The following is a 25,014-nucleotide window of genomic DNA, read 5'->3' on the forward strand; positions in this document are numbered from 1 at the left end:
TTTATAAGGTTTGATTTGCAAGGGTTTTACTTGGTGTGTATGCCAAATTAGGAGATAACAGACGCTCTGCAAGTTCCATTGAAATTCCTTTTCTCATGGCGTAGCTAGCGACTTGATCCTCAGCTATTTTTCCAAGTCCAAAATACTTCGATTCTGGGTGACCAAAATAGAAACCTGAAACCGAGCTTGTTGGATACATCGCATAGCTTGAGGTCAAGGTGATACCAACAGTTTGCTCCAAATCCAGCAATTTGGCGATGGTTTCTTTCTCGGAATGTTCTGGACAAGCTGGATATCCTGGAGCTGGACGGATCCCAAGATATTCTTCACGGATAAGTGACTCATTATCCATTTTCTCCTCGACAGCATATCCCCAATATTCTTTTCGAACAAGTTCATGGACATACTCGGCTGCAGCTTCGGCTAATCGGTCAGCTAAAGCCTTGAATAAAATATCGTTGTAATCATCTCCAGCTGCCTGAAATTCAGCCAACTTAGTTTCCATCCCCAAGCCTGCAGTTACTGCAAAGCATCCGATATAATCTGTTTTTTCAGGATGTAGGTAATCTGCTAATGAACGATTGGGAACTCCTTTGCCTTTCTTTCCTTGTTGTCTTAGAAAATGGAATTGACCCAAGGTCACATTCTCATTGTTAGGTTCAAAAACTACGGCATCATCCCCTTTTCTTTGTACCGGCAACAGGCTAAACACAGCTTTTGCAGTCAACCATTTTTCTGCAATAAGTTGATCTAACATCACTTGCGCATCTGCAAAGAGACGCTTCGCTTCTTCTCCAACAACGGTATCTTCAAGAATTTTAGGAAATTTTCCTGCGAGCATCCAAGTGCTGAAAAAAGGAGTCCAATCGATGTAATTTCGAAGCACCGAAAGATCAAGCTCCTCGATTACGGTTCTACCCAAAGATTTTGGCACAACGGGTTCGTATTTGCTCCAATCTATTGCGACAGGATTGGCTTTGGCTTCTTCGTATGTGACCAATTGCTTCGCAGATTGTTTGGCCTCATGTTCTTCACGAAGCTGTCGGTAAGTTTCTTTGATCTGCCGATGGAATGACTCTTTGGTCTCCTCCGAAATCGCTTCACCTGCAATAGGAACAGACTTACTGGCGTCTGTGACATGTACAACCGTACCGGAATATACTGGGTCGATTTTTACGGCAGTATGAATTCGGGATGTGGTAGCTCCTCCGATCAGTAAGGGTATTTTCAAGCCTTGACGCTCCATTTCAGAAGCCACTGTAACCATCTCATCCAATGAAGGAGTAATCAGACCACTCAATCCAATAATATCTACTTTATGCTTGATCGCTTCATCAATGATGATTTTGGAATCTACCATTACACCAAGATCAATAATCTGATAGCTATTGCAAGCCAACACCACCCCTACGATATTCTTACCGATATCATGAACATCACCCTTGACAGTAGCCAAAAGTATTTTTTTCAAAGTAGAAGCTTCTCCTTCTCCTGGTAAAGGCATAAAGGGCTCAAGGTAAGCCACAGCCTTTTTCATCACACGAGCGGATTTGACTACCTGAGGCAAAAACATCTTACCTTCCCCAAAAAGATCTCCAACCACATTCATCCCATCCATCAATGGCCCTTCAATTACTTTCAAAGGATCATTCAGTTCTTGTCTGGCAGCTTCTGTATCCTCAATGATATAATCCAAAATACCTTTGACCAAGGCATGCTCGATTCGTTTTGAAACAGGATCTGATCTCCAAGCTTCATTGACTGCTTCTTTTTTTCCTGAAGATTTGACTGTATCCGCAAACTCCAATAATCGCTCGGTGGCATCATCTCGCCGATCAAAAAACACATCCTCCACTCGCTCTAATAGCTCTTTTGGAATGTCATCGTACACTTCCAACATGGAGGGATTGACAATCCCCATGTCCATACCGTGTTTGATCGCATGATAAAGAAAAGCTGCATGCATGGCCTCTCTTACCCGATCATTTCCTCTAAATGAAAAGGAAACATTACTTACCCCACCACTAACTTTTGCACCTGGAAGGTTTTCTTTGATCCATTTTGTTGCTAAAAAGAAATCCAATGCATTTTTCCGATGCTCCTCCATACCAGTTGCTACTGGAAATATGTTCGGATCAAAAATGATGTCTTGTGGATTGAATTTTACTCGATCGACGAGAATCCGATAGCTCCGCTCACAGATCTCTATTCTTCGAGCATAGGTATCCGCTTGGCCTTGTTCATCGAAGGCCATAACCACCACTGCTGCTCCAAATTTTTTAATGGTTTTAGCCTGCTGAATGAATTCCTCTTCCCCATTTTTCAAGGAAATAGAATTGACAATCCCCTTTCCCTGTACACACTTCAATCCCGCTAGAATAATGCTCCATTTGGAACTATCGATCATGATTGGAATTCGAGAAATCTCCGGTTCTGAGGCGATTAGATTTAGGAACTTGACCATAGCAAATTCGCCATCTAGCATCCCTTCGTCCATACAGACGTCCAAAACTTGTGCTCCTCCTCGTACCTGATCCAAAGCGATATCTAACGCTTCGTCGTATTGCCCATTTAAAATCAATCGTGCAAATTTTTTGGATCCGGTCACGTTCGTCCGCTCACCAATATTGACAAAATTGATATTGGGTGTAAAAATCAAAGGCTCTAGGCCTGAAAGTTTCATATACTGCTTAGACATCGCTTCCCTCCTCTTCCAATTCTTCTACAATCTTTCTCGGTTGAAATTCATCAGCCATTTTTGCTAAGGCACGGATATGATCTGGGGTTGTGCCGCAGCATCCACCAAGAATATTGAGCATTCCTTCTTTCAAAAAGTCCCGAACTTGATCTGCCATTTCATTGGCTCCTTGATCGTAAGCTCCAAATTCATTCGGTAATCCAGCATTTGGATATGCAGACACGTAAAATGGAGCATTTTGAGCCAAAACTTTCAGGTATGGGCGAAGTTCTTTAGCTCCAAGAGCACAATTTAAGCCGACTGAAAACAACGGAACATGAGAAACCGAGATTAAAAATGCTTCTGTGGTTTGCCCAGAAAGTGTCCGGCCAGAAGCATCGGTGATTGTCCCTGAAACCATGATCGGAATTCCTCCTTCCTGAGGATCTAAGGGAATATTTCGCTCCTCATACACTTCCTGAATTGCATAAAGGGCTGCTTTGGCATTGAGCGTATCGAAAATTGTCTCCACCAAAAGTAAATCAGCTCCTCCATCCAATAACCCTCTTACCTGCTCAGAATAGGCTTCTCCAAGCTGATCAAAGGTGATTGCTCGATATCCTGGGTCATTCACATCAGGAGAAATAGAAGCAGTACGATTGGTAGGCCCCATCGCTCCTGCCACAAATCTTGGTTTTGAAGGATTAGCGAGAGTAAATTCTTCTGCTACTTCTCGGGCAAGTTTTGCAGATTCAAAATTGATTTGATAAGCTAAGGATGAAAGTCCATAATCTTCCTGAGCAATACTGGTTCCCGAGAAGGTATTGGTTTCAATAATATCAGCACCTGCCTCTAAATATTCCCGATGAATTGCCTTGATGATTTCAGGTCTGCTTAAAGAAAGTAAATCATTATTTCCCTTAAGAGGCTTCGGGTGATTGGCTAGTGCAGGAGTTCTAAAATCTTCCTCATCAAGTTTGTACCGTTGAATCATGGTACCCATAGCTCCATCAAGGATTAGAATCCGATTTTGGACCGTTTGGAGGAGGATTTTGGTTCGGTTTTGCATGGTAATTAATTTTAATCAAAAAGCTGATCGAGCAAAACACGGAGAAAAGTACTGAGGTATTCTTTTCCGCTCATCTCTTTCCGGCTAATCCGGAACGGGAGTTAGCACCTTGTCGACAGGTTGCTAAGACGTCATAGGGCCCTTCCCTCGGTCTTTCTCGATAAGCCTTGGCAAAAGTAATAGCAAAATTTTAATTAAACACGTTCCAAATTGGGGATATGAGAAAAATCCAAGGATGATTTTGCGAATTAATTACCTAGGCTTAATTCCAACGCCAAAGGTTATAAATGAGGCAGATAAATAATCTGCCATCGACAATTCTCCTAGCCTATAATTCCCCAAAGCCAACTCATATCCACCGGATGCAGATAGTACCAAGTCAAAAATTTTCCTCGAAGTCATGGGGATTCCATATTCAATCTGAATCTCAGGCTTTGCCATTAAACCAGGCGTAGAAAGGTATCCATCAAAATATCGTTGTTCAAAAACTTCAGGGAAATTTGGTTTTTGATGGTTAAGAAGTGAATATCTGATATTCCCAAATCCAAAACCACCTAATGTACTGATGGACAAATTTTTATATTGAAAAAATCGAAGTCCTGCATTTGCATAAATCCGAACTGAATTTAGGCTATGGTTTTGGATGTTTGTGGCTTGTCCTTTTAGACTACCATTAAATACATCCACACCATATAATAAGCCATTCGTTTGTCCTAAAATCCGAAGTCCCCAATTGGATGGAGCTCCTGAAAATGGTTCTAATCCAAATTTCGCTAACTCACTATTTAAAGCAGTAGGCTTGGTAAAATGGACTCCTCGCATCAAATTAATACCAATGGAGGCGTCTTTGTAAGTAAAATTCCGATCCGGCAAAGTCAATCCAGCACCGACCCGAAAAAACGCTCCTGACTGAGCATTATTAAATAACATCCCATTGAGATTCCATTTCCCTTCTAAGGGGCTAAAGGAATACCCCATTTTAGCAAGAATCAAAAGGGACTCTGAGCGCCCAGGAAGGTCAAAATCGTAGCTAAGTTGAAATCCAATTTCAGTTAAAAAATCACCAAAAAATTGGGTTCCCTTCTGAATATCATTTTCTCTTAGGACAAAGCCCTGTTCAGGATTTGTCAAGAAATCTTCTAGATTTTGGACTTTTTCATTGGGGAGCATTTGAAAATTTAAGGATCCAACTCCCAATGACATGTAATGGATCAACTGAAACTTTCCTTCTTCAGTCAGTGCATAGCCCACATTAACCATGGCTCGAGATGCTCGGTAACTGATTTCAAAATCGTCTAGAGTACTGGTCTTACTTTGATTTTGGGAAAGCTCAAAACCTAAAATAAAGTCATTAATCCGGGACTGATAGCCAAGTCCATAACTCCGATACCGATTCCTGAGTGGTGATAATCCTCGATCAGAAAGTAACTTGTTAAACTCCCGTAATTCCGCCCCTGAAGACCCTATGTAGCCATACAACGAAGAACGTTCCGAAAACAAACGCTGTGCATTTGAGGGAAACGAAAAAACTGAAATAAAACCAATGAAAAGAAGAGTCCTACAAAAGGATGGCATAAGTAATTGGAATAGAATCAAACCGTCTTCGCTCTTTTCGCAAATTTGATGCTAAACCTCCTCTAAGAAGGTGATTCGGCATTTAAATACCGAACTATCTTTTCATAAAGGATATCAGGTGTGAAAGGCTTCGGGACGAAATCATTTATACCCACCTCATCTAGTTGTTCCTTTACTTCGTGAATTGAAGTCGCGGTCAATGCTAAAATGGGAATCTTTCTCTTTGAAATCTCCGAATGATTTCTGATCTCTTGAGCCACTTCAAACCCGTCAAGTTCTGGCATTTGTAAATCCAGAATAACCAGATTATAGTGGTTGATACCAAATAATTCCAAGGCTTCTCTACCATCGGATGCAATATCCAAATCCTTGGTATTCCATTTACTAAGAAACTTTCGAATCAATATCTGATTGACCATATTATCCTCTGCAACAAGGATTTTGGCATGCTCTAGACTCTTTGCTAAAAGTTGATTCTGCTCTTTTTGCTGTTTTTCAATTTGATCAATACATGCAAATGAAAGAGTGAACTCAAAAATACTCCCCCCTCCCTTTTTAGGTCTTAATTCTATTTCTCCACCATGGAGTTCCACCAATCGCTTTACAATGGCTAAACCTAATCCAGTTCCGCCATATTTTCTACTTGTGGAGGATGAGGCTTGGGTAAAGGCTTCAAAAATCGTTTTCCGCTTTGATTCGGGAATTCCTATTCCTGTATCCTCAAAAACAAATCGAATTTCCCGTTGATCCTTGGTCGCATATTCCTGAATAACAGAGATTTTGACATATCCTTTTTCAGTAAACTTTACAGCATTAGATATCAGATTATTGATGATTTGGCCGAGTCTTAGGGAATCGCCAATCAAGGAATCCGGAATAGAAGAATCTATTTCAGTGATCAATTGAATGTTCTTTTCATTCGCCTGAAAACTATGCGAATGAACGATTCGAGTGACCAAATTTTTAACATCAAAAGGAGATTTTTCCAATTCTACTTTTCCAGAATCGATTTTATTGAAATCCAAAATATCATTGATCAAGGCCATCAGATTCTCTGCTGAAAACTGCAAGGTCTTGAGGTTCTCAAGCTGATCTGGTCTTGGATTTTCTTCCATGAGGAAATGAGCCAAACCAATTACTGCATTCATTGGTGTCCGAATCTCGTGACTCATCACAGACAAAAATTGGCTTTTCACCTGAGAAGCCTGCTCTGCTTTTTCTTTTGCCAAAAGCAATTCTCGCTGTGCTTCTTTTAGCTTAGAAATGTCACGTGCTATTCCGGTATAAAATCGGTGAATTCCACTTTTATCTACCGTCAATCGACCATTGGAACTAAAAACTCGATATTCCCCGCTTTTGTGTCTTAATCTGAATTCTAAATATTGAGTATCACTAAGGAGATCTTGATTTTCCTCCAACATCCCTCTAAATACATCTAAATCGTCTGGATTGAGGTAGTCAAAAATACTCCTACCGATTACCTCTTCCGATTCGTAATCCAAAAACTGCTTGACATTAGGCGAAACATATTGCAATAAGAAAGTTTCTGTCAATGAAAATATGATCTCAGTCGAATCCTCAACCAATCTCCTGTATTTCTCTTCGGACCGAAGTAAATCCTGTTTGGCTTGATATTCCTCATGGATATCCCGGATGATACTTAGCGCATATTTTGCCTCACCATCTTGGATAATAGGTCTGATAATCCGGTAGTAAAATCGACCTTTATGAAAAAATTCTGTTTCAACCACTTCCCGTTCATTTAAAACACGGTCCAAGATTGGTGCAATTTCCTGAAGTGGTGTAAGCTGAATGTCTGCAAGCGATTTTCCTTGAAAATCTTCACGACTTAGTCCCCATTTGTCAAAGTTAGTCCCTTCGGCTACTATGTATTTTCTGGATCGGTCCATCAAAAACACATTGGTATCAGGAATATTAGCCGCTAAAACTCGATATAATTCATCCCGCTCTCTTTGAATAACCTCGAGATTTTTTCGGTCTGAAATATCTTGAAAGAGCCCTTCATGAAGAATTATCCGTCCATTTTCATCCCGAACATCAGTAGTTCGATCCTCTACCCAAACTTCTTCTCCGGATTTGGTTACTAATCGGTATTCACCTGAATAAGAGCGGATTCCATCTAATTCATTCGATCCTCTAATTATTTCTTGAATTCTTGCTCGGTCCTCTTTATGAATAAGACTTAGAATAGAAACTCTATTATCAATCAGGTCTTTAGCATCATAACCAAATCGGCTCACATTTTCAGAGATATAATCTATTTGAAAATTCTGAGATGGGTTAACTCTAAAAAGCACGACGGGACTATTCTCAACGATTAGTTTTGCTCGTTTCGCAATCTGCTCATTTCGATGCTTTTCTTCCAATCCATGAAAAATCATCGAATAGCCGATCGTTTCACCTCCTTCGGCAACTATTGCTTGAAAAATCAATTCAAAAGGCGCAAAAACTTGACTTTTGGCCTTCTGAACATGTCGCTCATTTCTCCAAATCTCTCCTAATTGAAGTTTGGATAAGATTTCTGAAAAAGACTCCCCAATTTCCCAATCAACCTTTAGAAAATCAGAAATAAGTTTTCCCGAAGGATTTTCTGATTCATTTGAAAAGGTTTCCTGAGCTTTTTCATTGTAATAAATAATTTCGAGCTGAGTATTGGTCACCAAGATTGGATCACCTACCTGAGCCAGAATCTGCGATTGAAGCTTTAAATAACTTTCGGCCGCTCGCTTATGGGTGATGTCTGTAAAAAATCCAAAAACTTCTATTCCCTCACTCAGAAATTCCTTTTTGCCTTCTATTTCATAGCTGATATACCTGACCTGACCCTCGGCATCCTGCATCGTAAACTCTCCAGAAGTCCTCGTAATCTCTCTTGATGCCCTTTTTAAATTGGTTATAAAATCAGTTCTACACGATTTGTCAATTCGATAAATTAAGCCTGAAAATTCCTGGACCATCGGTTGATCCCCGAGGCCAAACATTTTAGAAAGACCTGAAGAAAAGTAAAATCGATCTTTAAATGCGCTATACCTCCAGGAACCCGAACGTGAAAGAATTTCAGTATAGGTGAGTAAATCCTCATTTCGCTTCAGCTTTCTTGTAATTTGACTTCCCAAGAATGCACCCGCCAGAATATCTCCAAATTGACGAAATACCTGAAAATCCTTTTTTAAGTCAGAAGGATTAGCCTTTTCAAACTCAAACTGAATTACTCCAATCAAACGATTCGAAGAAATCATGGGGATGAGCAATAGCCCTTTTTCTTTTGCCTTGGAAGGATTTTCTGATTTTGAAAAAGTCGTATAGATAACCTTTCCTTCTTCCAACTGACTCCTTTTCTGATTGAACATGAAAAAATATTTGGAAGTCATTAGAATGGAATCGGCCTCATCTTTGCCTTCACCTGTCCATGAATTGAGAATTTCCAGGTGATTGATTTCTCTATTGAGGATAAGGATTTTAGCATGTCCAGCTTTCAAAAAATCCCCAATTAACTGTAGAGACTGTTCAAATTTTTCTTCCAGATCTATCAAATTTCCGTTGATGATTTCAGCAGAAACTTGATTGATCAGATTTTCAATTTCATACCGATCTTGAAGCAATTGACCAGTTAGAGCAAAATCTGTAATATCTCTTGAGCTGATCAATATCCCTTGGATGACTGGGTGATCTAAAAGATTTTTGGCAAAACTCTCCAGATAAAAACGGCTACCATCTAGCTTGTTTACCCAAAAATCAATCGGCACTTCATTCGGTGAATGCAATACATCCTCAAAGCTGCCTTTTACAATTTCAATGATCCCAGCCTGAATAAACTCCTTAAAATTTCTCCCTAAAAGTTGCCCAGTTTCTAATCCCAGAGTTTCTGTAACAGACTCACTTACAAACTTATAGTTTCCATCTTCATCAAAAACAGCGATCAAATCATGGGTATTCCTGAGAATACTGTACATATACATAAGTTCCTCAGTAAGAGCACCATCAGAGCTGTTTTCAAGCTCTTCGATCGCCTCCGATTTAGTACGGATTGGGGTACCCTTTGCAATCAAAAAATATCCAGAATAGCTCGATGGAACATTGATAAAGGTCCATTCAAATGCTTGTCTCCCTCCACTTTTATCAAATAAAGATTTTATTAATCGCTTTTTAGGAATCGCTCCTGTTTCAAAAAAGGTCTTTAACTCCTGAACGAGATCCTCTCGTTGAAAAAAGGCGATCCAATCATCTGAAATCGATTCAAACCCATTGGAGAAATAAGAATTAAAAAACAAAATCTCTTCTGAGTCCATCAGGAAAAGAGGTTCCTTAAACTCATTGAGAAAATCTGAAATATCGAATTGTGAAAATTGCGTCATGAATCTTGAAAAGCTCCTTCTCTACTAAGAAGCATTATTGACCTAATATTTAAAAACAATACCTTTTTCCAAAAACTTTGGGAGGATATTTTCGAAAAAGCTTCACTTTCAAATTTCCTTTCCTAACCTATTTCAAAAATCAACAAGTTTTGCCTTTACTCTCCTATCATCCACTTTCTGAAAAGAAATTTCAACTTTTAAGCCTTGAAAAATAACCAAAATCCTAACCTACGATAGGTTTTATTCGTCCCTCATCCAAATAAAACCACAAAATTTAAAAATATGATTCTTTCCACTACCAACAACCTTGAAGGTTATCAAATCGATCAATACCTCGGAATCGTCTCTGGGGAGACAATTATTGGAGCTAATGTGTTCAAAGACTTTTTTGCCAGCATCACTGATATTGTAGGTGGACGTTCTTCTGCTTATGAACAAGTACTTCGAGAAGCCAAAGCAACTGCCATGTCAGAAATGGAAATGCAAGCCAGACATTTCGGGGCTACTGCAGTAATTGGAATTGATTTGGATTATGAAACAATCCGTGATGGAATGCTTATGGTAACCGTAAGCGGGACTGCCGTGAGAACCTCCAAACTATAATTGAAAAAGTTGAGGCTACTTCCTATCCCTGTTGGGAATCCAAGGAGGTAGCCTCTTTAATTTTTTTCTCGATATCGCGAATTGAAACTCTTTTCAATACCTCATTTCCCAAAGCGCAAATAGGTCCACTTTTACATCGATCCATGCACTTGGTTAAAACAAGTTGAAATTTTCCACGATGGAGTTTAGCCTGTAAAAGGGACTTTATTTCTTTTTTGAGAAGTTTTGCCCCTAACTTTTTACAATCTTTTCCTTGGCAGAGGAACAGGAATTGTCTTTCAGACCCCATTATTTATCCGTAAATGCTCTGCATCAGTAATCCACAAAGATAGGCCCCATAGGTACCTAGTGCATATCCCAATACAGCTAATAAAACTCCAACTGGAGCCAAAGAAGCATCAAATGCTGAGGCAACTATGGGTGCAGAGGCTGCCCCTCCCACATTAGCTTGGGAACCCACAGCCACGTAAAAAAACGGAGCCTTTATCATCCAAGCGACAAAGCTCATAATCAAAATATGGAAGAACATCCAAAGGATTCCGATTAGAAAAAATATAGGATTATCCAATACCGCCCCAAGATCCATTTGCATCCCTATCGTGGCTACGAGGACATACAAAAGGACAGAACCCATTCTCGAAGCACCCGCACCTTCCAATTTCCGGGCTCTTGTAAATGACAACACTAAACCTGCCGTAGTTGCAATAACTACAATCCAGAAAAATTTGGAATTCAAGGAATACTGATCGAGCTCAGGAAAATTATCTCCAAACCAAGGCCCAAGGAAATCGGCTGCAAAATGAGAAAAGCCAGTAACTCCAAACCCTATACCAAGTATCAGCATGGTATCCTTCAGGGAGGGTATTTTCATAATGCCCTCCCGAAACTTGGCTATCCGGTCGCGTAGCTCATAAATTGCCCGAGTATCGGCTTTCAAAAGCTTATCCAATTTTTCAGGCTTTGCTGCCCAATAAAGCAAAAATGCCATCCAGAGATTTGCCACTAAGACGTCTACAGCAATCATTTGAGCAAATAATGAGGGACTTGCTCCAAAGACCTCCAACATAGCGGTTTGATTTGCACCACCACCAATCCAACTTCCGGAAATGGTAGCCAATCCTCTCCAAAGTTCATCAGGTCCGGTTCCTGAATAAATTTCAGGATGAATCCATCCTACTGTAAGCAAGGCTAACGGTCCACCCAAAACAATTCCTACCGTTCCTGCCAAAAACATGGTTAAGGCTTTGGGCCCTAATCTCAGAATACCTTTAAGATCAATACTAATTGTAAACAGCACCAAGGATGCCGGAAGCAAATACCTAGAAGCTACAGTGTAGAGACTTGATTCTTCTCCAGAAATCCATCCCAAGGAATTAAAAACAGCTGGAATAAAATAACACAATAAGACCGTGGGAACGTAAGTGTAGAATTTTACCCAAAACGGATGTCGACTTGAAGAGGTAGCAAATACAAATGCCAAAGTGGCCATCAATAGACCAAAAACAACAGCATCATTTTGAAATAAAGGGGTAGATTCTTCCATTTCGAGCAAAGTTTGCTTGCAACAATACCAAAAAAATCAGCAACCCCCTAATTCTAAAAATAGCCTTAAGATTGAATAATCTCAATCAATTCACTCAATATCATGGCCGTTGCGCCCCAGACTATTTCACCTTGGATATCAAAATAAGGCGTTTGTAATTTAAGGTTAATAACAGGTTCTAAAATCGTTTCTCTTTTAGTCTCAGGCTGAATAAGCTGATGAATATCGGTAGCAATCACTCGTTCGACTTCTTTTTGATCTGGAATCCAGTTGGGAGGATTAGTAGTAAATCCAATCACTGGGTGTACCAAAAAATTACTTGCAGGGATATATAAACTGGTTAATGAGCCTAAAATCTGAATTTCTTTTTGCGACACTCCAATTTCTTCTTCAGCTTCCCGCAAAGCTGTATGAAAAATATCTCGGTCAGACTCTTCCATTTTTCCTCCTGGAAATGCAACCTGTCCACTATGGACGCCTGGATAAGTGGGTCTCTTAATCAGTGGAAAAAAGGTGCGATTTTGATCAGGATACATCAATATCAAAACACTACTCGATCGACTTCCTACTTTGGGGCTTGAGGAAAATCTTCGCATATCCACTGGCTTTGGTGCCATGAGTAGATGTGCTTCATGGCCGGGAAGTTTCTCGTTGAGCTTTTTTTCAAGAATTGATCTGACTTTATCAAAATTCATTTTCCAACTGAACAGAAGTCAATCGCTTATTTAGATAAGAAACTGTCTCATAGCTCGGAGAAACTTTTTGGAGGCTAAATTGACTCATAGTGTGATCCTCCAAATCGATCAACCAGATCATTGGTCGAAAGCCTTCCTCCTCCTGAAAATAGCCGAGGACTAAAAATTCACTAGGAGACATCCACATGGCATCCTCAAACATCCCTGAGGGCCCCATAAACAAAAGTCTTTCTTTCATTCCATCCTTTCGGTACCAAACCACCTCAGAATCCGGATTTAAAAATGGTTTATCAAGTGATTCTTGAGCCTCCACCTTATAGGAATAAATGTCAATGGTTCCATTGCCTTCTGGTTGATTAAACTGGAATTGTTTTAATGGATCCCCATCTAAAATTGGATTTGATTCAGGCATCTCCATCGGATCAATTGAATCAGTCAACACCCAATTAAAATCATCTCCTGAAAACGCCCCCACTGAACTTTCCCAATGTTTTTTCCATGAGGCCTTTTGATCCAATCCCAAAGTTATTTTCTGCTTTAAAATTTCAATTTCTGCCTCATTGACATCAATTTCATTCACTTTTTCTTCGGAAGAAATATCTCCAGAATCACAGGATGACAAAATTATTAAAGCTCCAAAAAGCGCAATTACGGACGATCGAAGGTATTTCATAGTCACAAAACAAAGTCTTAAGCTAATAGATAAAATGCTATAAATACAACTGCTGAATAAAGAAAAGGAATTCAAAATTCGGCAATTCGCCGTTGAACTAACATTTAAGATGATTTTAAAGCCTTATCTTCTTGAATTAGTGATACTTGTTCCTGATGTATAGTAATACCTATTTGGCTGAAAAGAATTGATAGCATTCGAAAAAGGAAATGGTCCGAAAAACCAGGAAACGGTAAAATAAAAAAGGCCGGGCATCACCCGACCTTTTCCTGCTCTCAAACCTATTAAACCTATTGTAGATATTCAATTCATGAATACTGTCGAAAAGTAGAAAATGTTTTTATTCCCTCCAAACAATCGATTGCGAAAAATTTTCAAAATTTTATTTCGTGAACATAAAACTCATTTAAATCACAGAAAATCAGGCTTTTTATTTTAATAAAAATCTTAACTATGTCTAGAAATAAACCGAAATTCAATTAGGTAGCAAAATTTTCTATGCCTAGACGCGCTTTACCACTTGCTCAAAAGATTTTTGAAGGGTTTTTAACCTATACTGAGTCATTTAAGACCTACACTCGTTTGGCACCTCTTTATTTTGCCCAAAGAAATTGGCCTGCAACTCAACTTAACCACCGACAAAGACTTCGGCTTTACAAGGACTTACTGTTTCAGTTAACCATTGTATTCAAAGAAATGCTGGGAGAGGACAGCGGAAGTCGGGAAATCTGGACTTTAATCCAGCAAGAATATCAGGAAATGATTAAAGATAGGCCTGACGTCGAACTTGCGGAGACCTTTTTTAATTCAGTCTTTCGGAAAACTTTCCCCAACAATCCGCTTGACGAAGACCTCATGTATGTCATGGAAGGATATAATGCCTGCGAAATCCGTGAAAATTCTGAACTTCTTAGAACTTACCCCGCCTCCCTGGGATTGGAAAAAATCGTTCGGATGATCCTGGATGACTATGATTTTGGAGCACCTTTCATGGACAAAGAAGCTGATATCAGGCTATTGGTTGAAGCTATCAAAAAGGTCATTCTCACCAGATATCAAGTAGAAGTAGGAACTCGAACCCAACTCTTGAAATCCGTTTTTTACCGAAACAAAGCAGCCTATCTGGTGGGACGGACCTATGTTGGAAATAAATGGATGCCCTTTATTATCCCATTTTTGCACGGCCCTAAAGGAATCTATGTTGACACGTTGATTTTTGATCCAAATCTGATGAGTCACCTGTTCAGTTTTACCAGATCTTATTTCATGGTCGAAGCTGAAGTCCCTTCACAAATAATCGGATTCCTTAAATCGGTCATTCCCCACAAATATGTCCACGAACTCTACAATGCGATTGGATTTAACAAGCATGGAAAAACTCTTTTTTACCGTGACTTTCTTCACCACCTAGACCAAAGTAAGGATCAGTTTGTCGTGGCACCAGGAATAAAAGGAATGGTGATGACGGTGTTCACTTTGCCTTCCTTAAATATTGTGTTCAAAATGATCAAGGATCATTTTGAACCCCCAAAAACTATGACTCGACAGGAAGTTCGGGAAAAATACAAACTAGTTTCCCTTCATGATCGGGTGGGAAGAATGGCAGACACTCACGAGTTTGAACACTTTAAAATCCCCTTGCCACGCGTCAGTCCTGATCTATTAAAGGAATTAAGAAATACCACAAACTCATTACTTAAAATCCAAGATGGATATTTGATAATCAAACATTTATACACCGAGAGAAGATTAATTCCTTTAAATATTTTTTTAGAAAATTGTTCGACCAAAGAAGGGATCAAAGCAGTAGAAGACTATGGTCGTGCAATCCTTCAATTGGCCCAAGCCAATATTTTCCCGGGTGATATGTTGACCAAAAACTTTGGACTTACCCGACAAAAGCGAGTGATCTTTTACGATTACGACGAGATTGAATTTTTGGAACACATGAACTTTCGATCAAAACCCAAACCAGAGACTTTTGAGCAAATCTATTCTCCGGAACCTTGGTATGACATTCATAAAAACGATGTTTTTCCTGAAGATTTCAAGCGGTGGATGATTGGTCGGGAAGATCTTAAAAGTCATTTTCTAGAATACCACAAAGACTTGTTTGATCCTCACTATTGGCAATCGCTGCAGCAAAAAATAAGACAGGGAGAATTGATTCATGCTCATCCCTATCCAGAAGAAATTCGATTTAGACCACATGAACCCTCTTAAAATCCCTTTTGGGTTTTATTCCAGATAAAGTAAACTTACCTTTGGGACTTGCAGTTAATGGGATTCCCCTTCCATTTTATGTCCTCGGATTTTCTCAATCTTATCGATCAAACTACCCTAACCAAGCAAATTATCCTCTTGACTGACGAGGATGACTCACGCCCCGTCTATATCTCCGGAAATTTCAACAATTGGGCAACTCAAGATGCTCGATTTCAATTAAAGCGAGTTGAATCTGGAAAATATGAATTCACTTTTCCGGATTCTTCAGACTTTCAAGGAGAATTGATTTACAAATTTACGAAAGGGGATTGGTCAGAAGTTGAAATCGATCGGTATGGAAATCGAACACCCAATCGCCATTGGAACAATCAGGAAACTACCCGAATTGAACGGGTTGCGAAATGGAGAAAAAACTGGCTGCCCTATCGTCCATCTCAATTACCCCAAATCCATTTGATTTCAGAGGAATTTGAAATTCCTCAATTGAATAAAACCAGAAAAATCTGGGCACTTCTCCCCCACGACTACGAGACTAGCGACCTTTCCTACCCAGTCCTCTATCTCCAAGATGCTCAAAACTTGTTCAATGAAAACGCTGAGTTTGGTAATTGGCAGATTGATAAAAAACTGGCGGTCATGTCAGATTACGGGATTGGAAAAATCATCATTATAGCTATCGAACATGGGGAATCTGAGCGATTGCAAGAATACAACGTAGGTAAAACCCTACTTGGAAAAGGTCAAGGAAAACAATACATCCGATTTATTACCGATACTTTAAAACCTTTTGTTGACCGGACTTTTCGAACCAAGCCAGATCGGGAATTCACCGGAATCGGAGGAAGTTCGATGGGTGGATTAGTCAGCATTTTCTCAGGCTTGATGTATCCGGAAGTCTTTGGGAAGTTGATGATTTTCTCACCATCCCTTTGGGTGATCCCAAAAATCAAACTAGGGTTTCTTGACTTTTTCGAACCTATGGAAACCCGAATTTACCTGTATGCAGGCGGGGATGAAAGCGAAACGATGGTCGAGCACGTGACCAAATTCCGCAAGCGACTCCTCAAAAGAGAATCCCTTCAAGGAAAAATGAATGTGAGGCTTTCCATCAATGAGCATGGAAAACACAACGAATCCTATTGGAGTGACGAATTTCCAAAGGCTATTGAATGGCTATTTTTCAGTACTAAATCAGAATAAGATCTATCCTATGAATATCAAAACTAATCCCAAATCAAAATCTGAGGGCTATTTGAGAGTCATCCCCACTATCCAAAACGATTGGGAAAAACTCAAAGACTCAATGGTTGAATTGAGCCAAATTCCAGCAATTCTTTTTTCAGGAGAAAAAGATACTAAGCATATTTTTTCAATAGATAATCAGCTGATTTATGTGTTGGGATTGGGAAATGAACCTGAATATAAATCCACAGAAAACGCGTTTAGAAGAATAATTTCTCAGCATAAATCCCTGATCTCAAAAGGTATTTCTCTTGAATTCCCTTCCGAATTTCCTACCCATCTTATTGAACCTGCATTGGTGGGACTCCAACTAGGCGTTTACAATTTGGGCTTTTATAAAAAAGATCAAGCTAAGAATTCAAACGACCCAAAAGTTGAAGTTCATTATGATCAAAAAGGAATAAAATCACTTGTTGATCGTGCCCAAAAAATTGCCCAGGCAAAAATGGAAGCATTCAAGCTCGTGGATTTGCCTCCCAATAAAATCACTCCTGAAAATTTGGGTTCCTGGGCAAAAAATGCCGGAAAAAAGTATGGGTTTGAAACCAAAGTTTTCGAACCTAAAAAAGCAAAATCCGAAGGTTTGGAAGCATTTCTGACCGTGGGTCGAGGATCAGCTAAAGAACCTAGATTCATCATCATGGAATATAAAGGGCCTAAAAGCCAATTTCATTTAGGTCTGGTAGGAAAAGGGGTGACATTTGATACAGGCGGATTGAATATCAAAACTCAAGGGATGCATCACATGAAATCAGACATGGGTGGAGCAGCTGCAGTACTGGCTACCATTCAATTGGTATCAGACCTCAAGCTTCCGATTACCTTGACTGCGATTGTTCCTGCGGTAGAAAATGCCATCGACAAAGATGCCTATCTTCCTTCAGAAGTGATCGGAAGTCATGCTGGATTGAGCATTGAGGTCATTGATACAGATGCAGAAGGAAGGTTAATCTTAGCGGATGGACTCTCCTATTTGGTACAAAATTATAAACCTGAGCAAGTCATCAACTTGGCAACTTTGACGGGAAGTAGCATTGGAACCTTTGGCTATGAATGTGCTGCGCTCTTCTCGAATGATGGAGGTCTTTCACATGGGCTTCAACAGGCAGGTGAAGCCGTGGGAGAAAAATCCTGGCCACTTCCACTTTGGGATTCCTATGGAAAAGAAATGGACTCCGAAATTGCAGACATCAAAAATTACCATGGAAAACCCTTTGCTGGAGCCATCACTGCTGCGAAATTCCTTCAAGCCTTTATCCATGAGCATTCTTCTTGGGCTCATTTGGACATTGCGGGAGTAGCTTTTGGAGATTCGGAATTTGCCAAAACGAAGTCAGGAACAGCCTATGGCGTGAGTCTTTTACTTCGATACATTGAAGATCAGCTTTAAAGAATACCAACCGGCAAACGAAATCATTTGCCGGTTTTTTTGACCTTAATACAAATATTCAATTCTTCCCTTATTTTAGAATATCGTCTATCCCCCTTTTCCTATGAGCCAATTCAAGACTTTTCTTTGTATCTCCAATTATTTCAAAGGAAATGCTTTCCTGACTTCCTTGAAAAAACAAGGTAATCGAGTCTATTTAATTACAACCGAACAACTTCGAGAAAAGCCTTGGGCTTTTGAATACATCGATGAAGTTTTCTATATGCCTGGTCAGGATCTGGATTGGGATATGGATCTCCTGCTCAAGGGAGTTGGTGGATTGATGAAGGAAAATAAGATTGACGCCATCATTGCTTTAGATGATTATGACGTGGAAAAAGCCGCTTTTCTCAGGGAAAATTTTCGAATTCCAGGAATGGGCCAGACCACTGGCAGATATTTTAGAGATAAGTTGGCGATGCGGATTCAAGCTAAAGATGCTGGAATTCGAGTACCTGCTTTTTCCTCACTTTTTCACAATGAAGACATCAATCATTTTGCTGACACCGTTTCTCCTCCATGGGTTTTAAAACCACGTTCCGAAGCCTCAGCTCATGGAATTATGAAAGTGTTTTCCAAAGAAGAACTTTGGCAGAAGGTGAATGAGCTAGGCGATAATCGAATTTACTATTTGGTCGAACAGTTCAAGCCAGGGGATGTGTATCATGCCGATGGCTTACAATACCAAGGAAAAACCTTGTTTTTGACAGTTTCTAAGTACTTGGCCACTCCCATGGAAATTTCGCAAGGAGGAGGAATATTCAGATCAGCTAATATTTCCTATGGCTCCAAGGACGACAAGGCCATCAAAAAAGTCAATGAAAGCATCATGAAGGCTTTTGGTTTGAAAAATGGAGCATCCCATACCGAATTCATCAAATGCCATGAGGATGGACAAATCTATTTTTTAGAAACAGCATCTCGAGTTGGGGGTGCACATTTGGCTGAAATGGTGGAAGCAGCCACTGGAATCAATCTTTGGGAGGAATGGGCTAAAATTGAAGATGCAGTCGCAAAAAACAAAAGCTATACTATCCCAAAAACAAGATCCGATTATGCAGGAATTGTTCTAACACTTTCCAAGTTTGAACACCCCGACTTAAGCAGTTTTGATGCTCCGGAAGTATGCTTTAGAGTTCCTTTAGACTATCATGCAGGCTTGATCGTGAAATCTGAACATCAGCAGCGGGTTCTTGATCTTTTGGATGAATATGCAAAACGATTCACCAGAGAATTAAGCACTAAGGCTGATGCCCCTGAGGTCAAAAAATTTCACTGATTCCTCAAAACTTCTCCTCAATACCAAGTCCAAACAGCGCAAAATCATACTTTACGGGATCACTCGGATCAAACTCACAAAGTCGCTCCGTCAGTTCCAAAGCAGTCAGCCAATCGGTTTGAGTTCGACGGATAAGCCCTAATTTTCGGGCTACTCGATCCACATGAAGATCACAAGGACATATAAGCTGACTAGGACTAATTTTCTTCCAAAGCCCAAAGTCAACCCCTCGGTCATCACTTCGGACCATCCATCGCAAATACATATTGATACGTTTGCAAGCGGCTTTTCGGGCCGGAGTAGCAATGTGCTTTCTGGTTCTAGAAGGTGCGTCTTCCAAACCGAAAAAGTAATTATGGAACTGAATTAAGATGGACTCCATGGAATCGACCCTATTCGTCTGCCCAACTAGAAAAGCCTCTTCGAGACTTTCGTGATTGGAATAAAACCAGCGAAAAAAATGGATAAAATAAAGCGTATCCACTTCATTGAAGGTTCGGTGCTTAAATCCCAAAAGAGCCATTAATTCATCTTCACGATGATTAAGAATAAAATCATAAGGCGCCTGATCCATTCTAGCGAATAGTTCCTTGCACTTGGAAATGATCGTTTTCCGTTGACCCCAAGCCAAAATAGCTGCAAAAAATCCAGCAATCTCGATATCCTGCTTTTTTGAGAATAAATGAGGAATTGAAACGGGATCATTGGTAATAAACCCAGGAACATTGTATTGTTCCACTTTTTCATCCAAAAATTGCTTCAATCCTTCCATCAAAGCGTGACTTTTACCTCTCCACCTTGCGTCCCGTCAAACCACTTGAATGAAAGCTCATTGTCCTTTTGATCGGCAATGTGCCAATCAAAACATTTCATGTGGGTCAACTGCTTAAGCGTATCTAAATCAGGATCATAGAGGCAAATATCAAAATCAGGCATAAGCTTAGTGTCCAGTGTATTCCATTTTTCAAGAATAAAACCTTCCTCAATAATTCTAACCTTATTTCCAAACACATGGTCTGTCAAAACAGAGGGCACCCCATCTTTTCTCCTAAGTTTAAATCCGGCAGGCCCAAACATGATTTGCTTAAAAAGTTTGGCTTCCAAAAGTTCATTTGAATAAGGCAAATCCTCCCATTCTGATTCTTTTAAAACCACTCTTTTCCCTTCCGGTTTGATTCGAGTCAGAAGCTGAGAAAGCTTCGAAAATAAATAGGTAACTCCGATAAAAATCAATCCAAAACTCGCCAAAATCGGATAGGAAATAATAAAAATGGCATTCCAGATAAATCGAAATACGTGGTGAAAGAATAGCTGAAATTTATTCATGAGGGATAATTGGTAGGCAAAGGTACCCCATAGGCCTAGAAATTTCCAAAAAATGAAACCTTTGAATCAATGCACGTCTAAAACGAAAAAGGCTGGATTTAAGTCCAGCCTCTTTTTGTTGCCCGTCTATTTCAATCAGTAAAGCACTTCTACTGGAAATCTAGGATTAACAGCCTTAAGCTGATCATAGGCAGCTTGGGAAAGTTTGATCAACAATTTAGAATTATCGCCAGTATCTGGTAGAGTTCCGACTACGCGGGCAAAGATGGTGATATCGTTCTCTTCGTTTTTGATTCTCATGATACTACCAACAGGAGCATCACGGTGAAGAACCAAATATTTCTTGTGAGAGCCAGTGCCTTCAATTGTCTCCGCCAAGCCCGTTTCTCGGATGTTTTTGAAACCTCCTGAGGTGTTTTCGACAACAGGACTTGATTCCATTTCAGCAGTACTGCTTACTTCTTTTGGAGTTCCAATTATCGGCACTGTGGATGGTGCTGGAGCGGCTCGACCCACTTTTAGTTTTTGGCCTGCTTTGAGATTATTTGAAGTAAGACCATTCCATTGAATCAGATTCTCGACACTCGTCTGGTATTTGGAGGAAAGTGAAAAAAGTGTTTCTCCAGCTTCAACCGTATGAGTCATCCAATCTCCAGGAGCTATTGGAGTGGATGTAGCTACTGAGTTAGATGTTTTAACTGGAGCGTTGGATTCTACTTTCTTTTTAGGCTCTTCTGACTTTTTTTCAACAGATACTGGTTTTGGAGTATCTGCCTTTTTCGGTTCTTCCATTGTTTTTGAAGAAACAGTCGAAGCTGAAGTGGCTTGATTAACAGAGGCTGGAGAAACATCAGCAGAAGATTCTGATGGAGTACTTTCACCGATTTTCAAAGATTGTCCTACACTCAAATCGTTCCCAGCTAGATTATTCAACTTTTTTAAGGAATCAATAGAGGTTCCATACTTTTTGGAAATCGAGAAAAGAGTTTCTCCTGGTGCTACTTTATGAATTTTTTGCCCCTCTGCTAAAGTCACATTTCCTTTAAATGGCACCTTTATCGTTTGTCCTATTTTAAGCCCTTGTTTTAGGACTTCGTTGGCTTGTTGAATTTCTCCGACAGAGACTTGGTATCTCCGCGAAATTCCAAACAAAGTTTCCTGTGGACTTACTTTATGGAGGATAAAGGTTTGATTTCCGATCCGCTCCACACCTACCGAATCCCCGAGATAAGGACTTGAGGCCAAGGATTCTAATGAAACCAAGCCAAACATTAGGCTAAAAATCAGGAGAGAAAATAAGGATTTGTTCATACGCTGCCTTGGTTCTTAAAACTTTAAACTAGAATTTTTCTCTTCGAGAAAAGCAATAATGATGCTAAAAAAGCGGAATTAAATCGAAAATGAATCGCTACAAAACTCACAATCCAAAAGACATTCTTTTCTTCAATTTCAGTTTTTGACCAAGTTTTGCCGTATTTTTCACTATGAAAAAATCAATGTTGCTACTCCTCACCCAGCTTTTAGTCAGCTTTTTTTCTGTGATGGCACAGGAGCCAGGAAATAAAGTTTTCATTTTCAAAATTGACAGCGATATCGACCCCCGAATGACTCGTCGGGTAAAAGAGGCTCTTCAAGACGCCAAAAAAGCCGAGGCAACGCATGTATTGATCGAAATGGATACTTATGGTGGAATTGTGACTGATGCAGATGAGATCCGAACCCTAATTTTAGAAAATGACATTCCGATATATGCTTTCATCAACAAGGATGCAGCTTCTGCGGGTGCCTTGATTTCCATTGCTTGCGATAGTATTTACATGGCACCGGGAGCAAGTATCGGAGCTGCAACAGTTGTAAATGGCGTGGATGGTGCCGCAGCTCCAGATAAATACCAATCCTACATGAGATCCATGATGCGAAGTACTGCGGAGGCTACAGGTCGTGATCCAAAAATTGCAGAGGCAATGGTGGATGAAAAAATTGAGGTGGAGGGCATTTCCGAAGCAGGTTCGGTCATTACATTTTCAACTTCAGAAGCGATCAAAAATGGATTTTGTGAGGGCGAATTCGATTCGACAGAAGCACTACTCCAAGGAATTGGGCTACAAGATGCTGAACAAATTCGCTATGAAGAATCCACAGTAGATCAGATTGTTTCCTTTTTTCTGAATCCGGCAGTGAGCGGAATTCTTATTTTGATCATCATAGGTGGAATTTACTTCGAGCTTCAAACTCCTGGGGTTGGGTTTCCGCTTTTAGCGGCCATTATTGCCACACTCCTTTACTTTATTCCTTATTATTTAAATGGCCTAGCAGAAAACTGGGAGGTATTGATCTTTTTCACAGGCATCATTTTACTTGCCGTCGAACTCTTTATCATTCCTGGATTTGGCATTTTTGGGGTGATTGGAATTGTTTTCATTTTAGCCGGACTAGTTCTGGGTATGTTACCTAATCAAGATTTGAACTTTGACTTTGTTCCAGCTCAAGAATTATTTACCGCCTTATTGACCGTTATTTTAGCAGCTTTGGCTTCAGTGGGAATCATTTTTTGGTTGACTCCCAAAATCAACCATTGGGGAGCTTTTCGAACCATCACTTTGGCTACCACTCAAGAACGATCAGCGGGCTACACTTCCAGCATCTATTCCCAATCACTCATGGGAAAAACCGGTACTGTACACAATCGACTGAGACCAAGCGGTAAGGTGGAAATAGAAGGAGAAATCTATGACGCCTATTCTAGAGGAGAATTCATCGATCAAGGTGAATCTATTGTGGTGATTTCAACGGAAGGAACTTCTCTTCGAGTCAAAAAACAGGAAGCTTGAGATTACCAATATTTGGATAAGTTTGCGCCATGAATCCATTTCAGTCTGTTTATGAGGCAATCGGTGAGGAAAACATCCAAAAGCTCACCCATTACTTTTATGAAGAGGTAGCGTTGATTCCTGAATTGCGAAAACTCTATCCGGAGGACTTAGAACCTGCCGAACGAAGGCTCTTTTTATTTTTACTCCAAGTTTTCGGAGGTCCACAGACCTATTCTGAGGAGCGTGGTCACCCTCGCTTGAGAATGCGACATTTTGAATGGAAAATTGATCCAAAAATGAGAGAGCATTGGCTAAATGCCATGTTATCCTCCTTAGATCGACTAAACCCTGAGCCTACTGTAAAAGAACTCATGCAAGGGTATTTTGTAAAGGTTGCAAATCATATGGTCAATCATGAATAAGCTTTTGACCTACCTATACACCGGGTATTCGGGACTCATATTTGCCCTTACCTTCATTTGTATTTTCCCGTTTCTTGTGATTTGTATCTGGGTTCCAGGTTGGAAAAAGTACGGTCGAAAAATCAACCGCTTTTGGGCTAGAACCTATTTTTCTTTGATTTTCTTACCTGTATCCATCGAAAAATCAAGCAAAATTGAAAAAGGAAAATCCTACATTTTCTTAGCCAATCACTTCAGTTATTTGGATGTGGCCATGATGGGATTTGCTCCAGGTGATGTAATGTTTGTGGGAAAGGCCTCCATTCGAAAAGCACCTTTATTTGGGTACTATTTTAAAAATCTTCATATCGCTGTAGATCGGGAACGCGTGAAAAGCAGGGCTGAAACTATGCGAAGAGCAGGAATAGCTTTAGATCAAGGATCTGGCATTGTCCTTTTTCCTGAGGGAGGAATTTATTCTAAAAAACCGCCTCAAATGGTTCCATTCAAGACAGGAGCTTTTCGTCTGGCTATTGAAAAAAACATTCCCATCGTCCCGGTCACCTTGTCTTACAATCATTTGATACTCCCAGATTCAAGTCCACTTCAAGTTCGTTGGAAGCCTGCCAAAATGGTGTTCCATTCCCCCCTTTATCCTGAGAATTTTGACTCATTGGAAGAATTAATAGAGGCTTGTTTCCACACCATCCAAAAACAACTTAATACGGACAATTATCCGTTAGATCATCAAAAAAACGACTGAAAGCCCTAACTTCGAGCTCGTTTTTGAACCTTACTCATGAAAATAGATCAAGACACCATCCGAAAAATCGCCCATTTGGCGCGCTTGGAATTTGATGAAAACTCGGCTGAAAAAATGTCCAAAGACATGTCCCAAATTCTAGATTGGGTGGAGCAGCTCAATGAAATCAATACAGACTCGGTGGAGCCCCTCACGACAATGTCCTCTGAAGTAAACGACCTGAGAGAGGATAAACTCGGAGAGCACTTGACTCATGAGGAAGCTTTGAAAAATGCTCCAAAAAGCGACTCTGATTACTTCCGAGTACCCAAAGTTCTTGAATAA

At 40.0% G+C, this 25,014-nt stretch carries 20 protein-coding genes and 1 riboswitch; of the genes, 9 read left to right on the top strand and 11 right to left on the bottom strand.

What is annotated here, in order from left to right; translation table 11 throughout:
- Position 1: 1 nt before the first annotated feature.
- The 4 genes from metH to AO498_RS12195 form a co-directional block, all read right to left on the bottom strand.
- Positions 2-2,698 carry a methionine synthase gene (gene metH, locus AO498_RS12180; protein ID WP_067547984.1) on the bottom strand — a complete coding sequence of 899 codons (2,697 nt, stop codon included), beginning with the start codon at positions 2,696-2,698 and terminating at the stop codon, positions 2-4.
- Positions 2,691-3,746 carry a homocysteine S-methyltransferase family protein gene (locus tag AO498_RS12185; RefSeq protein WP_067547987.1) on the bottom strand — a complete coding sequence of 352 codons (1,056 nt, stop codon included), beginning with the start codon at positions 3,744-3,746 and terminating at the stop codon, positions 2,691-2,693. Before AO498_RS12185 ends, metH begins: the two co-directional genes overlap by 8 nt.
- Positions 3,747-3,813: 67 nt before the next feature.
- Positions 3,814-3,913: riboswitch (SAM riboswitch) on the bottom strand.
- A gap of 85 nt (positions 3,914-3,998) precedes the next feature.
- Positions 3,999-5,246 carry a hypothetical protein gene (locus tag AO498_RS12190; protein WP_236778597.1) on the bottom strand — a complete coding sequence of 416 codons (1,248 nt, stop codon included), beginning with the start codon at positions 5,244-5,246 and terminating at the stop codon, positions 3,999-4,001.
- Positions 5,247-5,383: 137 nt separating this feature from the next.
- Positions 5,384-9,697, bottom strand: a complete 4,314-nt coding sequence (locus AO498_RS12195; protein ID WP_067547992.1) for a PAS domain S-box protein — start codon at positions 9,695-9,697, stop codon at positions 5,384-5,386.
- Positions 9,698-9,979: 282 nt separating this feature from the next.
- Here AO498_RS12195 and AO498_RS12200 point away from each other — a divergent pair, with 282 nt between their 5' ends.
- A complete protein-coding gene (locus tag AO498_RS12200; RefSeq protein WP_067547995.1) occupies positions 9,980-10,300 on the top strand; it encodes a YbjQ family protein in 321 nt (106 codons plus the stop codon).
- A gap of 22 nt (positions 10,301-10,322) precedes the next feature.
- On the opposite strand, the gene AO498_RS12205 is transcribed toward AO498_RS12200, so the two are convergent.
- The 4 genes from AO498_RS12205 to AO498_RS12220 all read right to left on the bottom strand — a co-directional run bounded on the left by AO498_RS12205 (position 10,323) and on the right by AO498_RS12220 (position 13,211).
- Positions 10,323-10,589 (bottom strand): (2Fe-2S) ferredoxin domain-containing protein, encoded by a 267-nt coding sequence (locus AO498_RS12205; protein WP_067547998.1) that lies wholly within the window; start codon positions 10,587-10,589, stop codon positions 10,323-10,325.
- A 3-nt stretch (positions 10,590-10,592) separates the two neighbouring features.
- The gene (locus AO498_RS12210) at positions 10,593-11,843 is read right to left on the bottom strand and encodes a DUF819 family protein (protein WP_067548001.1); all 1,251 of its coding nucleotides are present in this window, start codon (positions 11,841-11,843) and stop codon (positions 10,593-10,595) included.
- Positions 11,844-11,908: 65 nt separating this feature from the next.
- A complete protein-coding gene (locus AO498_RS12215) occupies positions 11,909-12,538 on the bottom strand; it encodes an NUDIX hydrolase (protein ID WP_067548004.1) in 630 nt (209 codons plus the stop codon).
- Positions 12,528-13,211, bottom strand: a complete 684-nt coding sequence (locus tag AO498_RS12220) for a hypothetical protein (RefSeq protein ID WP_067548007.1) — start codon at positions 13,209-13,211, stop codon at positions 12,528-12,530. The genes AO498_RS12215 and AO498_RS12220 overlap by 11 nt, the downstream gene beginning before the upstream one ends.
- A 498-nt stretch (positions 13,212-13,709) precedes the next feature.
- Here AO498_RS12220 and aceK point away from each other — a divergent pair, with 498 nt between their 5' ends.
- The 4 genes from aceK (at position 13,710) to AO498_RS12240 (ending at position 19,387) form a co-directional block, all read left to right on the top strand.
- Positions 13,710-15,434, top strand: a complete 1,725-nt coding sequence (gene aceK / locus AO498_RS12225) for a bifunctional isocitrate dehydrogenase kinase/phosphatase (RefSeq protein ID WP_067548010.1) — start codon at positions 13,710-13,712, stop codon at positions 15,432-15,434.
- A gap of 78 nt (positions 15,435-15,512) precedes the next feature.
- Entirely contained in the window at positions 15,513-16,637 is a 1,125-nt protein-coding gene (locus AO498_RS12230) for an alpha/beta hydrolase (RefSeq protein WP_067548014.1), read from the top strand.
- 10 nt (positions 16,638-16,647) lie between these two features.
- Complete coding sequence (locus AO498_RS12235) at positions 16,648-18,069, top strand: leucyl aminopeptidase family protein (RefSeq protein WP_067548016.1); 1,422 nt, start codon at positions 16,648-16,650, stop codon at positions 18,067-18,069.
- A 103-nt stretch (positions 18,070-18,172) separates the two neighbouring features.
- Positions 18,173-19,387, top strand: a complete 1,215-nt coding sequence (locus AO498_RS12240; RefSeq protein ID WP_067548019.1) for an ATP-grasp domain-containing protein — start codon at positions 18,173-18,175, stop codon at positions 19,385-19,387.
- Positions 19,388-19,391: 4 nt separating this feature from the next.
- Here AO498_RS12240 and AO498_RS12245 read toward each other — a convergent pair whose 3' ends face one another.
- From AO498_RS12245 to AO498_RS12255, 3 genes are all read right to left on the bottom strand, one after another.
- Positions 19,392-20,159: a TIGR02757 family protein gene (locus AO498_RS12245; protein ID WP_067550466.1), complete on the bottom strand. Its 768-nt coding sequence runs from the start codon at positions 20,157-20,159 to the stop codon at positions 19,392-19,394.
- Positions 20,159-20,713 carry a hypothetical protein gene (locus AO498_RS12250; RefSeq protein WP_067548022.1) on the bottom strand — a complete coding sequence of 185 codons (555 nt, stop codon included), beginning with the start codon at positions 20,711-20,713 and terminating at the stop codon, positions 20,159-20,161. The genes AO498_RS12245 and AO498_RS12250 overlap by 1 nt, the downstream gene beginning before the upstream one ends.
- A gap of 135 nt (positions 20,714-20,848) precedes the next feature.
- Positions 20,849-22,024 carry a LysM peptidoglycan-binding domain-containing protein gene (locus AO498_RS12255; RefSeq protein ID WP_067548025.1) on the bottom strand — a complete coding sequence of 392 codons (1,176 nt, stop codon included), beginning with the start codon at positions 22,022-22,024 and terminating at the stop codon, positions 20,849-20,851.
- Positions 22,025-22,197: 173 nt separating this feature from the next.
- On the opposite strand from AO498_RS12255, the gene AO498_RS12260 reads away from it, so the two are divergent.
- From AO498_RS12260 to gatC, 4 genes are read left to right on the top strand one after another with little or no spacing between them, the layout of a single operon-like run.
- Positions 22,198-23,544: an NfeD family protein gene (locus AO498_RS12260; RefSeq protein WP_067548028.1), complete on the top strand. Its 1,347-nt coding sequence runs from the start codon at positions 22,198-22,200 to the stop codon at positions 23,542-23,544.
- Positions 23,545-23,573: 29 nt separating this feature from the next.
- A complete protein-coding gene (locus AO498_RS12265) occupies positions 23,574-23,948 on the top strand; it encodes a globin domain-containing protein (protein WP_067548031.1) in 375 nt (124 codons plus the stop codon).
- Positions 23,941-24,690 carry a lysophospholipid acyltransferase family protein gene (locus AO498_RS12270; protein ID WP_067548034.1) on the top strand — a complete coding sequence of 250 codons (750 nt, stop codon included), beginning with the start codon at positions 23,941-23,943 and terminating at the stop codon, positions 24,688-24,690. Before AO498_RS12265 ends, AO498_RS12270 begins: the two co-directional genes overlap by 8 nt.
- Before the next feature lie 36 nt (positions 24,691-24,726).
- Positions 24,727-25,014: an Asp-tRNA(Asn)/Glu-tRNA(Gln) amidotransferase subunit GatC gene (gatC, locus tag AO498_RS12275; RefSeq protein WP_067548037.1), complete on the top strand. Its 288-nt coding sequence runs from the start codon at positions 24,727-24,729 to the stop codon at positions 25,012-25,014.

It is taken from the genome of Algoriphagus sanaruensis (assembly GCF_001593605.1).
In the GTDB taxonomy this organism is placed as follows: Bacteria; Bacteroidota; Bacteroidia; order Cytophagales; family Cyclobacteriaceae; genus Algoriphagus; species Algoriphagus sanaruensis.

Bases quoted from the DNA above. Each gene is read 5' to 3' on its own strand.
- metH (WP_067547984.1), bottom strand. From the start codon at position 2,698: ATGTCTAAGCAGTATATGAAACTTTCAGGCCTAGAGCCTTTGATTTTT.
- AO498_RS12185 (WP_067547987.1), bottom strand. From the start codon at position 3,746: ATGCAAAACCGAACCAAAATCCTCCTCCAAACGGTCCAAAATCGGATT.
- AO498_RS12195 (WP_067547992.1), bottom strand. From the start codon at position 9,697: ATGACGCAATTTTCACAATTCGATATTTCAGATTTTCTCAATGAGTTT.
- AO498_RS12200 (WP_067547995.1), top strand. From the start codon at position 9,980: ATGATTCTTTCCACTACCAACAACCTTGAAGGTTATCAAATCGATCAA.
- AO498_RS12205 (WP_067547998.1), bottom strand. From the start codon at position 10,589: ATGGGGTCTGAAAGACAATTCCTGTTCCTCTGCCAAGGAAAAGATTGT.
- AO498_RS12210 (WP_067548001.1), bottom strand. From the start codon at position 11,843: ATGGAAGAATCTACCCCTTTATTTCAAAATGATGCTGTTGTTTTTGGT.
- AO498_RS12215 (WP_067548004.1), bottom strand. From the start codon at position 12,538: ATGAATTTTGATAAAGTCAGATCAATTCTTGAAAAAAAGCTCAACGAG.
- AO498_RS12220 (WP_067548007.1), bottom strand. From the start codon at position 13,211: ATGAAATACCTTCGATCGTCCGTAATTGCGCTTTTTGGAGCTTTAATA.
- aceK (WP_067548010.1), top strand. From the start codon at position 13,710: ATGCCTAGACGCGCTTTACCACTTGCTCAAAAGATTTTTGAAGGGTTT.
- AO498_RS12230 (WP_067548014.1), top strand. From the start codon at position 15,513: ATGTCCTCGGATTTTCTCAATCTTATCGATCAAACTACCCTAACCAAG.
- AO498_RS12235 (WP_067548016.1), top strand. From the start codon at position 16,648: ATGAATATCAAAACTAATCCCAAATCAAAATCTGAGGGCTATTTGAGA.
- AO498_RS12240 (WP_067548019.1), top strand. From the start codon at position 18,173: ATGAGCCAATTCAAGACTTTTCTTTGTATCTCCAATTATTTCAAAGGA.
- AO498_RS12245 (WP_067550466.1), bottom strand. From the start codon at position 20,159: ATGGAAGGATTGAAGCAATTTTTGGATGAAAAAGTGGAACAATACAAT.
- AO498_RS12250 (WP_067548022.1), bottom strand. From the start codon at position 20,713: ATGAATAAATTTCAGCTATTCTTTCACCACGTATTTCGATTTATCTGG.
- AO498_RS12255 (WP_067548025.1), bottom strand. From the start codon at position 22,024: ATGAACAAATCCTTATTTTCTCTCCTGATTTTTAGCCTAATGTTTGGC.
- AO498_RS12260 (WP_067548028.1), top strand. From the start codon at position 22,198: ATGAAAAAATCAATGTTGCTACTCCTCACCCAGCTTTTAGTCAGCTTT.
- AO498_RS12265 (WP_067548031.1), top strand. From the start codon at position 23,574: ATGAATCCATTTCAGTCTGTTTATGAGGCAATCGGTGAGGAAAACATC.
- AO498_RS12270 (WP_067548034.1), top strand. From the start codon at position 23,941: ATGAATAAGCTTTTGACCTACCTATACACCGGGTATTCGGGACTCATA.
- gatC (WP_067548037.1), top strand. From the start codon at position 24,727: ATGAAAATAGATCAAGACACCATCCGAAAAATCGCCCATTTGGCGCGC.